This is a genomic window from Actinomyces bowdenii, from assembly GCF_017592395.1.
GTDB lineage: Bacteria > Actinomycetota > Actinomycetes > Actinomycetales > Actinomycetaceae > Actinomyces > Actinomyces bowdenii.
Window position 1 is genome coordinate 36956 of sequence record NZ_JAGFOU010000014.1, and the last position, 13656, is coordinate 50611.

13 protein-coding genes are annotated in these 13656 nt (G+C 72.5%); 3 read left to right on the forward strand and 10 right to left on the reverse strand.

Annotated features, from left to right (window positions below; genetic code table 11):
• Positions 1-356: 356 nt before the first annotated feature.
• Positions 357-1334, reverse strand: coding sequence for a sugar-binding transcriptional regulator (locus tag J5X07_RS07570; protein WP_124934431.1), 978 nt, complete (start codon positions 1332-1334; stop codon positions 357-359).
• Between the two features lie 252 nt (positions 1335-1586).
• On the opposite strand from J5X07_RS07570, the gene J5X07_RS07575 reads away from it, so the two are divergent.
• Complete coding sequence (locus J5X07_RS07575) at positions 1587-2825, forward strand: cysteine desulfurase family protein (RefSeq protein ID WP_124934430.1); 1239 nt, start codon at positions 1587-1589, stop codon at positions 2823-2825.
• A 17-nt stretch (positions 2826-2842) separates the two neighbouring features.
• Positions 2843-3226, forward strand: a complete 384-nt coding sequence (locus tag J5X07_RS07580) for a DUF5655 domain-containing protein (protein ID WP_243896591.1) — start codon at positions 2843-2845, stop codon at positions 3224-3226.
• A 132-nt stretch (positions 3227-3358) separates the two neighbouring features.
• Here the strand turns inward: J5X07_RS07580 and J5X07_RS07585 are convergent, their stop codons facing one another.
• Complete coding sequence (locus tag J5X07_RS07585; protein WP_208479250.1) at positions 3359-4060, reverse strand: 2'-5' RNA ligase family protein; 702 nt, start codon at positions 4058-4060, stop codon at positions 3359-3361.
• A gap of 266 nt (positions 4061-4326) precedes the next feature.
• On the opposite strand from J5X07_RS07585, the gene mnmA reads away from it, so the two are divergent.
• Complete coding sequence (gene mnmA, locus J5X07_RS07590; protein WP_124934429.1) at positions 4327-5463, forward strand: tRNA 2-thiouridine(34) synthase MnmA; 1137 nt, start codon at positions 4327-4329, stop codon at positions 5461-5463.
• A gap of 100 nt (positions 5464-5563) precedes the next feature.
• Here mnmA and J5X07_RS07595 read toward each other — a convergent pair whose 3' ends face one another.
• From J5X07_RS07595 to J5X07_RS07630, 8 genes are all read right to left on the reverse strand, one after another.
• Complete coding sequence (locus J5X07_RS07595) at positions 5564-6379, reverse strand: hypothetical protein (protein ID WP_124934428.1); 816 nt, start codon at positions 6377-6379, stop codon at positions 5564-5566.
• Positions 6379-7188, reverse strand: a complete 810-nt coding sequence (locus J5X07_RS07600) for an ABC transporter ATP-binding protein (RefSeq protein WP_124934427.1) — start codon at positions 7186-7188, stop codon at positions 6379-6381. The genes J5X07_RS07595 and J5X07_RS07600 overlap by 1 nt, the downstream gene beginning before the upstream one ends.
• Positions 7185-7571 carry a GntR family transcriptional regulator gene (locus J5X07_RS07605; RefSeq protein WP_124934426.1) on the reverse strand — a complete coding sequence of 129 codons (387 nt, stop codon included), beginning with the start codon at positions 7569-7571 and terminating at the stop codon, positions 7185-7187. Before J5X07_RS07605 ends, J5X07_RS07600 begins: the two co-directional genes overlap by 4 nt.
• A 133-nt stretch (positions 7572-7704) precedes the next feature.
• Positions 7705-8898, reverse strand: coding sequence for an ARPP-2 domain-containing protein (locus J5X07_RS07610; protein ID WP_124934425.1), 1194 nt, complete (start codon positions 8896-8898; stop codon positions 7705-7707).
• Positions 8891-10312, reverse strand: a complete 1422-nt coding sequence (locus J5X07_RS07615) for a hypothetical protein (protein WP_124934424.1) — start codon at positions 10310-10312, stop codon at positions 8891-8893. Before J5X07_RS07615 ends, J5X07_RS07610 begins: the two co-directional genes overlap by 8 nt.
• A 318-nt stretch (positions 10313-10630) precedes the next feature.
• Positions 10631-11524: a low temperature requirement protein A gene (locus J5X07_RS07620; RefSeq protein ID WP_208479251.1), complete on the reverse strand. Its 894-nt coding sequence runs from the start codon at positions 11522-11524 to the stop codon at positions 10631-10633.
• 89 nt (positions 11525-11613) lie between these two features.
• Positions 11614-12639, reverse strand: a complete 1026-nt coding sequence (locus J5X07_RS07625; RefSeq protein ID WP_208479253.1) for an electron transfer flavoprotein subunit alpha/FixB family protein — start codon at positions 12637-12639, stop codon at positions 11614-11616.
• A gap of 156 nt (positions 12640-12795) precedes the next feature.
• On the reverse strand, positions 12796-13560 hold the full coding sequence (locus J5X07_RS07630; protein ID WP_208479255.1) for an electron transfer flavoprotein subunit beta/FixA family protein: 765 nt from the start codon (positions 13558-13560) through the stop codon (positions 12796-12798).
• Between the last annotated feature and the right edge of the window lie 96 nt (positions 13561-13656).

Here is a 13656-nt window from a genome sequence, read left to right on the forward strand (position 1 = left end):
GCTGGCCGGGAGTGGCCGGCGCGCCGGGCAGCAGTGGTCGCCTGCGACCCTGGCGGGGTGTGATCGATGATGCGCGACAGTGGTACCACGGGAACTCCTTCGTCCGGATGCGCGGCAGTGCCTCGATGACGCCGCCCCGGCGGCGCCTTCTGCGCTGCCGGGCGTGACCGGAACGTAGCAATCCTCCGGGGGTCGGCACGAGCCCCCGCCGAACGAATGTTCCGCCATAGATTCGCCGCTATTGCAGCGAAAGATCCGACTGGAGGCGCCGCGAGGGGTGGGATGTTGGCGCAGAGGTGCCCACTTGGAACAAATGTGCCTCACGGCCCTGGCGCCCCGGCAGCGCACCGGGCGGCTCACCGCCGGGGCGCCAGGGCGTCGTCGATCTCCAGGACGCCGCGCGCGGCCGAGACGTCGGTGATGAGCCGGTTGACGTAGCCGTTGGCCAGGGCCGCCCGGATCACCGGCGCCTTGGCCTGGCCCCCGGCCACGAGGATCCTCTGCTCCTTGCGGCGCAGCTCGGCCAGGGTGATGCCGGTGGTGCGGTGGGTCAGGTCGGGCAGGCAGATCCGGCCGTGGACGTCGATGAAGTGCGAGCACAGGTCCCCGGCGCCGCGCTCGATGAGGGCCTCGCGCTCGGCGGCGCTGAGCACCTCGCGGCCCAGGTGCTGGAGGTCGGAGCGGATCTCCCCCACGGTGAACAGGGCGATGCGCACCTGGTCGACCATCTCCATGAGGCGGCGCCCCTGGGGTGCGCGGTGCAGGTCGTTGCGCTCGGCGATGCTCCCCAGCACCAGCGGCATGTCCAGGAAGTGGAGGCGGGCGTCGAAGGCCCGCGCCATCCGCACGAGGCAGGCCTCCTCATCGAGCCCCCGCTCGGCGGGCAGCAGGCCGCGGGCCATCTGGACGAGCTCGACGTGGTGGCGGGGCACGGGCTCCAGGGATCGGGCGAGCTCGACCAGGGTGCGTGAGCCCACGACCCCGATGCGGTCCCCGTCGCGGACCAGGGAGGACAGCAGGGCGGCCCCCTCCCGGCCCAGGGCGGAGCGCAGCAGGTCCTCCCCCGGGCCCACGGGGCTGACGAGCCGGACGTCGAGCAGGTTGAAGCGCTCGCGCAGGGTCTCCAGGAGCATGGGGTCCTGCTCGCGGGGATCGTGGATCTCGATGCGCACGAAGCCGCGCCGGTGGGCGTAGGCCAGCAGCTTGGAGACGGTGGGCCGCGAGACGTGCAGGCGCTGGGCGACCTCCTGCTGGGTGAGCCCGGCGTAGTAGAGCTTGGCGGCATCCAGGGCCTGGGCCTCCTTGGCCGACAGTCCCGACGCGTATGCCGTCATAGTCGCCTCCCCGCGCTCCGTGACCCGTGCCAGCCTGCCCAGCCTAACGAGAGTTGCACATCTTCAAGCCGGATCCGGCCCCTGGGCCCCGAGTTTCCCGCATGATGTCGTTGGCGCCGCGCGTGAAGATGTGCAGCGGCAGTCCCGCTGCACATCTTCGGGCCCGTTCTGGCCGGCGGACCCCGAGTTTTCCGCATGATGCCGTTGGCGCCGCGCATGAAGATGTGCAGCCGGGGCCGATAGGGTGGGCGCATGCCCGCGCGCGCCTACCTCGATCACGCCGCCTCCAGCCCCATCCGCCCCCAGGTGGCCGAGCAGATGGCGCAGGATCTGTCCGAGGGGCTGGGAGGGTGGGCCAATCCCAGCTCCCAGCACGCCTCGGGACGGCGGGTCGCGGGGCTGCTGGCCCAGGCGCGCGCCAGGATCGCCCGGGCCCTCGGGGTCGATGCCCATGAGGTGGTCCTGACCTCCGGCGGCACCGAGGCCAGCGCGCTGGTGATCGCCGGCCGGGCGCGCGCCGTGCCCGGTGGGCGATTGGTAGTCTCCCCCATCGAGCACCCGGCGGTGCTGGACTCTGCCCGCGCGGCTGCCGAGCAGTTGGGGGCGGGCCTGAGCCTCCTGGAGGTCGACGGCGCCGGTCGGGTGGTCCTCGGGTCTGTGGCCGCTGCGCTCGCACCCTCGGGCCGAGGGCCCGCTGCGCCGGTGAGCCTGGTGTCGGTCATGGCGGCCAACAACGAGACCGGAGTGGTCCAGGACATGGCCGCGGTGGTCGACCAGGTGCGCCGCACCACGGGAATCGAGCGCCCCGGGAGGCCCGGCTACGTGCCCGTCCACTGCGATGCCGTCGCGGCACTGGGGAAGGCGCCCGTCGACTTCCACGGTTGGGGGCTGGATGCCATGAGCCTGAGCGGCCACAAGCTGGGCGCGCCGGTGGGGGTGGGGGCCCTGGTGGTCCGCCGCGATGTCGACCTGCGGCCGGTGACGGGCGGGGGCGGCCAGGAGCGGGGCATCCGCTCGGGCACCCAGGATGTCGTGGGGGCCCGGGCCCTGGCACTGGCGGTGGAGCTGGCTGTCGCGGAGAGGGAGGAGCAGGGGACCAGGCTGGCGGTACTGCGGCACCGGCTCCTGGAGGGGGCGAGGGCGCTTCCGGGTGCTCACGCCACGCTGCCGGACGGCACCGCTCATGTGGCGTCCACAGCGCACCTGTGGTTCGAGGGGGCTGACTCCGAGGCGCTGCTCATGGCCCTGGACCTGGCGGGGATCGACGCCTCGGCGGGATCGGCCTGCCATGCCGGGGTGCACGGCCCCAGCCATGTGCTGCTGGCGATGGGTTTCGAGGAGGGGCCGGCCCGCTCCACGCTGCGCTGCTCCCTGGGGCCCACCACGAGCACCGACGATGTCGAGCGACTGCTCACCGCTCTGCCCGCCGCCCTGGAAGGCGCCAGGCGCGCCTGGGGGGTGACACACAAGGCGGCCGGGGCACGCTCTTGACGGTATCCAGGCCTTTGATGATCGAGGAGGATCACATGCCAACCGGCTCGAACAGGATGATCGGCGACTTCAGCGACAAGCCCGTCACGGCAGGCATCTACGCCACGATCGAGTCCTACGTCCTGTCGCTCGGCACCGTTACGAAGCACGTCACATCCCAGGTGAGCTTCTCCGTCAACCGGAAGTTCCTGTGGGCCTGGGCCTATGAGAAGACGCCCGACGGCACCCTGTTCCTGAACGTGAGGCTCGCCCGCCCCATGGGAGGTCCGCGCCTCCACCGCGTCAGCCAGATCAGCGCGAACAGGTGGAACCACCACGTCGTCGTCAGAACGCTGGAAGCCGCGGACAGCACCTGGCTCAGGGATCTCCTCCGCGCCGGCTACGAGTTCGCCGCCGGTTGATCAATCCTCAGCGACGTCACAACGGCGCTCCGGACCCGGCCACCCGCTCACCGATCCGCCGGCTCGCACACGATCGACGAACCGGGCCGCGATCCATGATGTCCCGGGATATGGGTGGCGCCTCGGAGGGGCTCACCGCTGAGCCGCCCAGTAGTTCCCCATCGAGTCGAAGCGCATCAGGTGCAGATGATCGGGAGCAAGAGTAAGAGGCTCGCCCCGAATGCGGCCGGTGAGCTCATTGAGCGCGTGACGGAAATCTATCGGCGGCAACGGCACTGGCGGCTCGGGCCTGTAGTAGGCCAAAGTGATATGGGGAGTGAACGGCCCCGAGGGAACCATCTCATCGAAGAGGCTCCGGGCCCTCACCAACTTGCGATGCTCCTCCGCGTTCGCCGCCCTGAGGCCTATGGCGGCGCTCGTGTTCATCAGGTTGAAGACCGCCGTGCACACGGCACGGATGGGGCCGATGGCACGGGCCTGCGCAACAAGCCGTGCCGCGATCGCCGTGCCGGACTCCATCACGGGCAGCACCTGCTCCCGGTTCGAGGAGGCATGGAGATCATGAAGCGTCACATGCGCCATCGCCGCGGGCAGCGGCTGGGACAGCGACTCACCGAAGCGCAGGTGGAGTTCATCGGCGATGGCTCCAGCGAGCCCCATCACCCGAGCGTCGAGGAAGTAGGCGATCGTATCCCCATGAAAAGGCTGGAGCGCACCACACCCCGGGGCTATTTTCTCCTTCAAGGACGCAGGGAGCCCGAACACCGGCTCATCAGGAACGGAGTCGCTCTGGAACGACGTGATGCGCTCATCGAACTCCTGCAGCTCTTCCACTCAGGGCTCCTTTGACGAGAAGGTCATCGCATGTTGAATGCTTGACGATGAACCGGATCATCAGGTGACCGCCTCCTCAGCGATCCTCCTCGGCTCATGCAGGGCCGCTACTGCGCTCGTATCAGGATGGCTTCAACCGCGCCGGGCCTCCCACATGCGCAGGATGGATGCGACGGGGAGTCGGTGGGCCCGAGGACGGTGGGCTGCGGTAGCCTGCCACGGCCGGCCCCGGTCCCGAGCATACGCCGTCGTCGAGGGAGGTTCCCATGCGCGTCCTGGCCGCCCTGTCCGGCGGGGTCGACTCCGCCGTGGCCGCCGCGCGCGCCGTGGAGGCGGGCCACGAGGTGGTGGGCGTGCACATGGCCCTGTCCCGCCAGCGCGCCCAGAGCCGCTCGGGCTCGCGCGGCTGCTGCTCCATCGAGGACGCCTCCGATGCCCGCTGGGCCGCCCAGATCCTGGGCATCCCCTTCTACGTGTGGGACCTGTCCGAGGAGTTCGAGGATCTGGTGGTGGCCGATTTCCTGGCCGAGTACCGGGCCGGGCGCACCCCCAACCCGTGCGTGCGCTGCAATGAGCGGGTCAAGTTCGACGTCCTGCTCAGTCGCGCCCTGGCCATGGGATTCGACGCCGTGGCCACCGGCCACTACGCCCGCCTTGAGGGGGGCGCGGCCGCCGGGCGGCCCGGTGATGCCCGGGGCCTGGAGCTGAGCCGGGCGGCCGACGGCGCCAAGGACCAGTCCTACGTGCTGGCGGTCTCGGGGCGCCAGGGCCTGGCCCGGGCCCTGTTCCCCCTGGGCGACGCCCCCTCCAAGGCCGCCGTGCGCGCCGAGGCGCGGGCCCGGGGCCTGCCGGTGGCCGCCAAGCCCGACTCCTACGACATCTGCTTCGTGGCCGACGGCGACACCCGCGGCTTCCTGTCCCGCTCCCTGGGCGTGCGCGAGGGCGCCATGGTCTCCCCCGACGGCGAGGTGCTGGGCTCCCACGAGGGGTACTTCGGCTTCACCGTGGGCCAGCGCAAGGGGCTGGGGCTGGACCGCCCGGCCCCCGATGGCCGGCCCCGCTACGTCATCGAGACGCGCCCGGCCACCAACGAGGTCGTCGTCGGCCCCGCCGAGCTGCTCAGCCGCAGCCGGGTGGAGGGCACGGGCCTGGTGCTGCTGGCCGACCCCGAGGGGCTCGATCCCACCGGGACCGGCGGGGGCCCGCGCGGCTGGCGGGGCACGGCGGTCCAGGTGCGGGCCCACGGCCGGGCCGTGCCCGCCGACGTCGTGGTCGACGAGCGCGCCGCCACCCTGGTGGCCGAGCTGCACGAGCCCCTGCGGGGCCTGGCGGCCGGCCAGTCCGTCGTCGTCTACGGCGGGCCGGGCGGCGACCGGGTCCTCGCCCAGGCGACCCTCGCCTGACCCCTGTCACCCCAGTGCTGAGCCCGGCTCCCGCCGGACCGGACGGTGGCACCGCCGGTCCCGGTGGCAGGAGCCGGGCTCAGCGCGGGAGGCGATCGCCTCAGCGCAGCGAGGTGTGCTCCTCGATGGCGCGCACCGCCCACCAGCCCATGACCGCGGCCAGGATCCAGGTGGCGGGCAGGAAGCCCAGGCCCATGATCTGGGGGTCGGTGTCGGTGCGCACCGACTCCAGGAAGGGGCCGAGCATGAGCTCGGTGCCGATCTCCCCCGTGGTCAGGTCGATGCTGAGGGGCACCAGCATCATGGAGACCAGGACCACCACCTGGCTGACCCCGTAGAGGATGATGAAGCCGATGACGGGGGCGCCCAGGCCCAGGTGGTTCCAGCGGCCCTGCGCCCCGATGCTCATCAGGGCGGTGTCCATGACCATCCAGGCCAGGCACATGAGCAGGGCGGTGAGGGCCAGGAGCAGGCCCCGCCACACCCCGAGGGTCTCCACCGCCTGGCGCAGGGGCTCCCAGGCCTGGGACAGGCCGACCCCCTGGATGTGCGCGTTGACGAGGAAGGCCACCGCCACTCCCGCCAGGCTGACGACGGCCGCCACGGCCGAGGCCAGCACGCCATAGGCGACCTTGGCGGCGTAGACGAGGCGCCCCCGCACCGGGATGACCATGGTCAGGTAGCCGCGCTGGCCGTACATGGACTGCCAGTACTCCACGAGGCAGTGGATGAACACGGCGTAGGCGGGAACCATGAAGGCCCCGATTGCCAGGAGCATCGCGAAGGGGCTCAGCACGGGGACATCGAGCAGGCCGACGCCGATGAGCCCGGCCCCCACCAGGAGGCAGACCCCGAGGATGGTCAGGTGGGTGCGGGCCAGGCAGCGGGCCTCTTGGGCGAGCAGTGCGGTGAGCATCAGCGGTACTCCTTGCGGAACAGGGCGTCCAGGCTCATGCCGTGGGCCTGGCGCAGGTCGTCGGCGTCGCCGGCCAGGAACAGCCGGCCGTCCCTGAGGAGGACGGCCGAGTCGATGACGGGCTCGACGTCGGCGATGAGGTGGGTGGAGATGATCATGAGGGCCTGGGAGTCGAAGTCGGTGAGGACCCCGTCCAGGATGATGTCGCGGGCGGCGGGGTCGACCCCGGAGATCGGCTCATCCAGGAGGTAGACGCGGGCGCGCCGCGACATGGCCAGGGAGATGCGCAGCTTCTCGCCCATGCCCTTGCTCATCTCCTTCAGGCTCCGATCGGCGGGCAGTCGGAAGAAATCGATGAGGCGCCGGGCCTTATCGGCGTCGAAGTCGGGGAAGAACCGGGAGAACAGGGCCACGGACTGCTCGGGGGTCTGGGATGGGGCCAGGAAGGAGGCATCGGGCAGGAAGGAGACCAGGGCCTTGGAGGCCGGCCCCGGGGCGTGCCCGGCGATGCGCACGCTGCCCCGGTAGTCCGACAGGACGCCGGCCAGGATCTTCAGCAGCGTGGTCTTGCCGCAGCCATTGGCCCCCATGAGGCCCACGATGCGCCCGGCGGGCAGCTCCAGGCTCAGGTCCTGCAGGGCCGGCCTGCCGCGGTAGGCCTTGGTCAGGCGGCTGATGGTGATGATCGGCGGAGCGCCGTCGAAGGAGGCGATGGATGCCGAGGCCAGCGGCGTCGGCGGCAGTGCGGCGGGAGGCGTGGTGGTCGGTGGCCGCTGATCGGCGGTCCTGGCGGTGGGTGATGCGCTCATGGTGCTTCTCCTGGGTTGGGGTCGTCGTGCGCCGCCCAGCGCTCGGCCAGGACGGCACTCGCCTGGGCGAGGTCCATGCCCAGGGCGGCGACGGCGTTGATGTAGGTGTCGGTGGCGGCTCCGGCCAGCTCGCTCCGGGCCGCGTCGAGGGCCGCGGGATCCGCGGTGACGAAGCGGCCGGCGGTGCGCTCGGCGGCGCACAGCCCGGTGCGGTCGAGCTCGGCCAGGGCGCGCTGGACGGTGTTGGGGTTGACGCCGGCGGCCGTGGCGAGCTCGCGCACGCTGGGGATCCGGCTTCCCGGTGGCCACTGGCCGGAGACGATGCGCACTCGGAAGTCGTCGACCAGCTGGATCCAGATGGGTCGGGCGTCGTCGATCCGCATCGCGCCTCCTGGGTGGCGGTGGATAGGGGCGGGGCTCATGAGCGCAGCGGAGGGGGCTCGTCAGCCACCTCTGTATTACTGCACTAATACAGTGACACACTGGCGGCGGGGCGTCAAGCCCCGCCCCGCCGCCTCATCGGCCGCGGCGCCGCCTGTCGGCCCGCTCGCGCACGCCTCGATTGATGAGGTGGCCGAACCCGTGGGCCTCGAGGCGGGCGATGAGGGTGGGCACATCCGTGCGCAGGGCGAGGGCCGCCCGCTCCAGGTGCCACTCGTGCTCGGCCAGCTGCGACAGCAAGTGGACGCGGCGGGCCTGCCCCTGGGACAGGCGCATCGTGGACAGGTACAGCACCTCACCGTCCTGCCGCATGAGCCGCTCCCCGATGTGATTGGCGGCGGACAGGTCAAGGTCGGTGATGAACCGGTCCAGGGTCATGCCCCCGAGCCTGTAGACGGCCTCGGTGCGCAGGCCGCGCTCCCGCCAGTCCCCCAGGAGCAGGTCGTGGGTGGTCCGCGCCCACTGACGGCGCAGCGACTCCAGGCCCTCACGCAGTCGGGCGAGGCTGCTGGCCCCAGCCATGTGCGGGGCCGCATCCAGTGGCTGGTCCGGGATGTCCATGCAGGCATAGGCGACCATGAGCTCGCCGTACATGTCGTCCAGGAGCGTGCGGTGCACGAGCCGGTAGTCCTGGGCGCTGGGCATGACGAAGACGGCCATGAGGGCCTCAGCGGCGTAGATCAGCGCCCCCACCTGCTCGTGGTGGAGCTCGAAGGTCCGCAGCGCCGTGTCATACCCGGGGACCATCCAGCCGCGCGCCATCGACTCCTGGCGGCACATGAGCCCATGGCGCTGGAAGTCCTGGGACAGCTCGGGCCAGGCGATGGAGGGCGGGGCGAAGTGGAGGGCCAGCAGTCCCTCCATCGCCAGGTGCTGGGGCAGGAGGCGCAGGGCCCGGTCGTCCTGCCGCTTGCGCAGGCGGTGGAGCTCCTCCACGCACCTCCAGGAGCCGGGGCCCTCGTCCCGGCCCCGATCCCCATGCCGACCACCGCGCTCATGCCCGCGCCCGCCCTCCCTCAGGACCTGGGCGCCCACCGCCGGGCCCCACCGCAGCGTCAGGGCGTGGGGCACGAAGGAGACGTAGGAGGCCCCTCCGGGAAGGTCGGGCAGGTCGATCGCCTTGAGGCCCGGGGGCATGGCAGCGCGCGACAGGCGCACATCGTGGCACTCCCGCTCGCGCAGCAGCGGCACGATGCGCAGGGCGCCGCAGACCTGCGAGGGCGCGGGCACCAGGCCGGTCAGGGCCAGGGGCGGGCCGGGGCTACGCATCCGCACCCTCCAGGAAGCGGTGCGCGCACCGGGCCAGGTAGTCCTCCAGCTCCGCCAGGGCGTGGAGCCCCGGCTGGAGGTGACAGGCCATGCCCAGCAGCGCCGGCAGGTCCTCGCCATTGCGCACCCCGAGGGCGGGGGCCAGGGGACTGAGGCTGCGGACCTGCAGGCTCAGGGGGTCGAAGACCGGGTTGAGGTGGATGACCACCAGCCCCTCCACCAGGCGGCGGGCCTGGTGGAGGACGGCGTGGAAGGCGCCGGGAGGATCGTTCTCGACGCCGTCGGAGACCACGACCACGACGGCGGCGCCCCAGTCGAGGGCATCCAGGAGCCGCTCGGCCAGGTTGGTGCGCCCCTGCGGACGCGGCACAGCGCCCGCCGCCACCGGATGAGTCCAGAACCCCCGGTAGCCCCGCACGCCCTCGCGCAGCAGCGCATCGACCGCCCAGGCCACCGCCAGGGGTCGGTTGCGCTTCTGCCTGGAGCCCGAGGAGGAGTAGGAGTTGTCCAGGACAGCGGCCACCGGGCCATGAGCCGCGGTCCCTGAGGCGCGGCCGGTCCCCCGGCCGATGAGCAGCGGTCCGCTGCGCTGAAGGACGCTGCGGGCCGCACTGGGCATCCACGTGGCCTGAGCGGGGCTGAGCGCGGGCAGGGTCAGCAGGTATGAGGCCAGCTCGGTCAGGCTCTGGCGCGAGGGATCCACCATCCCCTCCCCCGCGCGACGGGCCAGCCGCAGGCGCTCACGGTCGGTCAGCCGCGCCTCCATGCGGCATGCCAGCGCCTCAGGAGCCAGGTCATGGCGGGCGGCCAGGCCCAGGGCCACGGTGTAGGGCAACTCGTCCAGGGCCGAGGCGCTGAAGTGCGCGCGGCGGTAGGCGTCCAGGAGGGGCGAGGCGAAGGCCTCGTCGTGCGAGCCGAAGAGGAAGCGCTCCAGCTCGCCGTCGGGCCGCACATGGGCGTGGCGCATGGCGGCGGCGACCTTGCGCCGGTACTTGACTGCCTGGAATTCCATGTCGGGGTGCTGGGCGATGTAGTCGCGCACCAGTGCCCGGCTACGGCGGTTGTTGACGCGCCCGCGGCGAAGTCGCGCGGTGAGCCTCCAGAAGCGCTGGGGCGGCAGGCGGCGCACGGCGGCCCGCAGCAGGGCGTCCTCCTCCGCCCTGAGCCCCTCGGGGGCCTCCCGGCCGGTGGACAGCAGGCCGACGACGATCTCCACTGCATGGGCATCGTTGATCCCCGCCGCCAGGAGCCTGGCGTACAGGCGCCGGTAGTTGCCGCGCACATACTCATGGAGAAAGGCCATGGCCTCGCGCTGCTGGGAGGCGGTGGAGGCGAACTCGGCCTGGGCGGTGGAGGCGAAGGCGGCGTTGAGGAAGGTCAGGAGGTCCTCGCGCGCGACCTCCTCGGCGCTCATCATCGAGGTCTCCCGAGGTCGGCGGCATGAGGACGGGGGCGCCCGGGGAGAGGCGGGGTGATGCAGAGGTGGCTCTGTCCGGAAGAGGGCTCGGGAATCACCCCTGAGTCCCACGGGCGCCAGGGCGCAGTGTAGACGGGCGGGCGGCCTCCTCCCATGGGGAGTTCTGCCCACCCCGGTCGCCCACGACCCGCCCGGCCGCGGTTTGCGAGTTCGGGGTACAGAATGCGATGACCCCGCACTCGCATTCTGTACCCCGAACTCGCTATCCGCTCCACTACCCCACGACCAGAAATGTGGAGAGCCCGGAGCCCCCGCTCAGGAGGTGCGCTCCAGGTGCCGGTGCCCCGTGAGCTCCACCCCCAGGACGCTGAACCACGGGGCGGGCATCACCGCCACCAGGCACAGGGCGATCGAGACCCCGGCGGCCAGGACCGCGGCGGCCCCATGCCACCAGCCGTGCTCGGCGTGCAGGGCCTGGACGGACTGGGAGGCGCCCACGACGACCTCCCCCAGGGAGATGATGGTCAGCAGCCCATAGCGCTCGGCGATGTGGTGGGCGTGGAAGGGCGTGGCCCCGAAGCGGCGCCACAGCAGCACGGGCGCACCCAGCTCCAGGCCGAACAGCGCCACCGAGACCAGGAGGAGGCCCGTGAAATGGAGCTCGACGGCGCAGGTGGCGATCCACAGCACCTGGATCAGCGCGGTCCACGCGGCATTGGCGCGGCACAGGCCCGGATTGGTCCCGGCTCGGGCAGCCCGCAGCCACAGGCCCGCCATGGCCGCACGCATGACGACGTAGCCGGCCACCATCATCGTGCTCTCCATGCGCCAGGAGTCGCCGAGGCCGGCGAAGAGGTCGGGGATCCCCGCGGTCAGCAGCAGGACGCCCGCCATCTGCACCGCGGTCGCCAGGCGCACGCCCCAGTCAAAGGCCGAGACGAACCAGATGTGGTTCATCCACGCCCACACCACGGCGAACTGGACGAAGCCGAAGGCGGCCAATCCCGCCAGGACGTGGCCGCCGGCCAGGGCATGGGCGAGCTGGACGCCCGCGGTGGCGAAGGCCACCACGATGGTCAGGTCGTAGAGCAGCTCCAGGGTGGTGGCCGTGCGGCCCCGCTCCTCGGGGTCGCGCCCCACCATGGGGCTCAAGGCGCGGAGGGGCCGTCGCACTCCGACCACCTGGTCCGTGGTCGCCTCCTTGCTCATCCCCGCATCATCGCATCCCCACCCCCCTGATCCCGCATCGGCCGACGGGAGCGGCGGGACGGGGAGGGGCGATCGCGGACCGGGCCGGCTCAGCCGCGCAGGCGCTCGAGCTCCTCGACCAGCTGGGGGACGACCTCGGCGACATCGCCGATGACGCCGTAGTCGGCCATCTCCAGGATCGGCGCCTCGGAGTCGTCGGTGATGGCCACGATGGTGCCGGCTCCCTGGATGCCGGAGGTGTGGTGGATGGCGCCAGAGACCCCCAGGCCGATGTACAGGCGCGGGGAGATCGTCTCCCCGGTCTGGCCGATCTGGGCGCTGCGCTCGATCCATCCCTCGTCGCAGGCCACGCGCGTGGCGCCCACGGCCGCCCCCAGCGGGTCGGCCAGGGAGCGGACCAGGGCGAAGTCGCCGTCGACCCCGCGGCCCCCGACGACGACGGTGCGGGCCTCGGACAGGGACGGGCCCGCGGCCGCGGCGGCCTCCTCGTGGGAGACCAGCTCGACGGCGGCGGCCTCCGGGCTGAGGACAACCTCGAGCGGCTCGGGAGCCGGCAGGGGACGGCCCTCATCCGCAACGGCATCCACGGTGCCGGGGCGCAGGCAGATGATGGGGGTCCCCTGGGCACTGGGCGCCACGGTGACGGTGGTGGCCCAGGAGCCGGACAGGACCAGCTTGGAGGCGTGCAGCTCGCCGTCCACGGCGCTGAGCTCGGTGGCGTCCGAGACGCAGGCGGAGTCCAGGGCGATGGCGGCCCGGCCCGCCGCCTCCTTGCCGCGGTAGTCGCTGACCACCAGGATGACGCCGGGGGCCACCTGCCTGGCCGCGGCCACCAGGGCATCGGCGGTGGGGGCCGCCAGGGCGGCCGGCATCCCCTGGGCGATGTCGGCCACCAGGAGGCGGTCGGCGCCGGCGGCCGCCAGGGCCCGGGCGGCCTCGGGGCCGGGCTGGGCCAGGACCAGGGCGACGACCTGGCTGCTGGTCAGGGCCCGGGCGGCGGTGAGCAGCTCCAGGGCGGGACCGGTGGGCAGGCCGGGGCCGGCGTCCCGGCCCGCGCTGCCGGGGGCGCCGATGGGCTCCAGGTCGGCCAGGACGAGGACGGGGGAATCGATCATGAGGATCAGCTTCTTTCTCAACACGGTGCGGGCCCTATCGCCGGGGCCGGTGGCCGGCCCGCTCGGCGGGGCAGTGATGGGGGTGGGACGGGGATGCGGTCCTCGGGCCCGACCGGAACAGCGGGTGCCGGACCGGCGTCCTGGGGCCCGCGGGCCTCAGGCCAGGGAGTTGTCCACCAGCCAGGCGGCCAGCTCGCGGCCGGCCTGGCCGGCGTCGGTGCGGATGATGCCGGCCTGGCGCGCGGGCCGCTGACTGGTCCGGCTGACGGCGAGGACCTCACGGGCCTGCGGCGCGATGCCCAGCTCGCCCAGGTCCCAGACCTCCACGGGCTTCTTCTTGGCGGCGCGCATGGCGGCGAAGTTGGGGTAGCGCGGCTCATTGGCCTGGTCGGTGACCGAGACCAGGGCGGGCAGGGGGGCGCGCAGCTGCTCGCGGGCGGTGCCCACCGTGCGGGTGATCGACACCGAGGCCGAGTCCTCCACCGCCACCTCGTGGGCCAGGGTCAGGGCGGGCACCCCCAGGGCGGCGGCCAGGGCCCCGGGGAGCATGGAGGTCAGGGCGTCCAGGGAGGCCATGCCCGTGATGACCAGGTCCACCTCTCCGATGCGCTCGATGGCGGCGGCCAGGGTGCGGGCCGTGGTGACCACATCAGCGCCGGCCAGGCCCTCGTCAGTGACGACGACGCCGCGCTCGGCGCCCATCTGCAGGGCCCGGCGCACGCCGTCCTCGGCGTCCTCGGGGCCCATGGTCAGGGCGATGACCTCACCGTCATGCTCCTCGGCCAGGCCGACCGCGGCCTCCACCGCGTTCTCGTCGAGCTCGTTGAGGACGTCCTCCTCGCCGCGGACCAGGCGGCCGTCCTCCAGACGGCGCTCGGACTGCAGGTCGGGGACGTGCTTGATGCAGACCACGATTTTCATGTGCCAAGGCTGCCATAAACCGCTCCCCGCCCTGGTGAGCGCTGCATCACCTGCAGCGCTCCACTCCGGGGCCCGGGCAGGCCCCGGGGGCCGCCT

Coding starts and splice junctions, on each gene's coding strand:
- J5X07_RS07570 (WP_124934431.1), bottom strand. CDS start 1,334: ATGACGGCATACGCGTCGGGACTGTCGGCCAAGGAGGCCCAGGCCCTG.
- J5X07_RS07575 (WP_124934430.1), top strand. CDS start 1,587: ATGCCCGCGCGCGCCTACCTCGATCACGCCGCCTCCAGCCCCATCCGC.
- J5X07_RS07580 (WP_243896591.1), top strand. CDS start 2,843: ATGATCGAGGAGGATCACATGCCAACCGGCTCGAACAGGATGATCGGC.
- mnmA (WP_124934429.1), top strand. CDS start 4,327: ATGCGCGTCCTGGCCGCCCTGTCCGGCGGGGTCGACTCCGCCGTGGCC.
- J5X07_RS07595 (WP_124934428.1), bottom strand. CDS start 6,379: ATGCTCACCGCACTGCTCGCCCAAGAGGCCCGCTGCCTGGCCCGCACC.
- J5X07_RS07600 (WP_124934427.1), bottom strand. CDS start 7,188: ATGAGCGCATCACCCACCGCCAGGACCGCCGATCAGCGGCCACCGACC.
- J5X07_RS07605 (WP_124934426.1), bottom strand. CDS start 7,571: ATGCGGATCGACGACGCCCGACCCATCTGGATCCAGCTGGTCGACGAC.
- J5X07_RS07610 (WP_124934425.1), bottom strand. CDS start 8,898: ATGCGTAGCCCCGGCCCGCCCCTGGCCCTGACCGGCCTGGTGCCCGCG.
- J5X07_RS07615 (WP_124934424.1), bottom strand. CDS start 10,312: ATGAGCGCCGAGGAGGTCGCGCGCGAGGACCTCCTGACCTTCCTCAAC.
- J5X07_RS07620 (WP_208479251.1), bottom strand. CDS start 11,524: ATGAGCAAGGAGGCGACCACGGACCAGGTGGTCGGAGTGCGACGGCCC.
- J5X07_RS07625 (WP_208479253.1), bottom strand. CDS start 12,639: ATGATCGATTCCCCCGTCCTCGTCCTGGCCGACCTGGAGCCCATCGGC.
- J5X07_RS07630 (WP_208479255.1), bottom strand. CDS start 13,560: ATGAAAATCGTGGTCTGCATCAAGCACGTCCCCGACCTGCAGTCCGAG.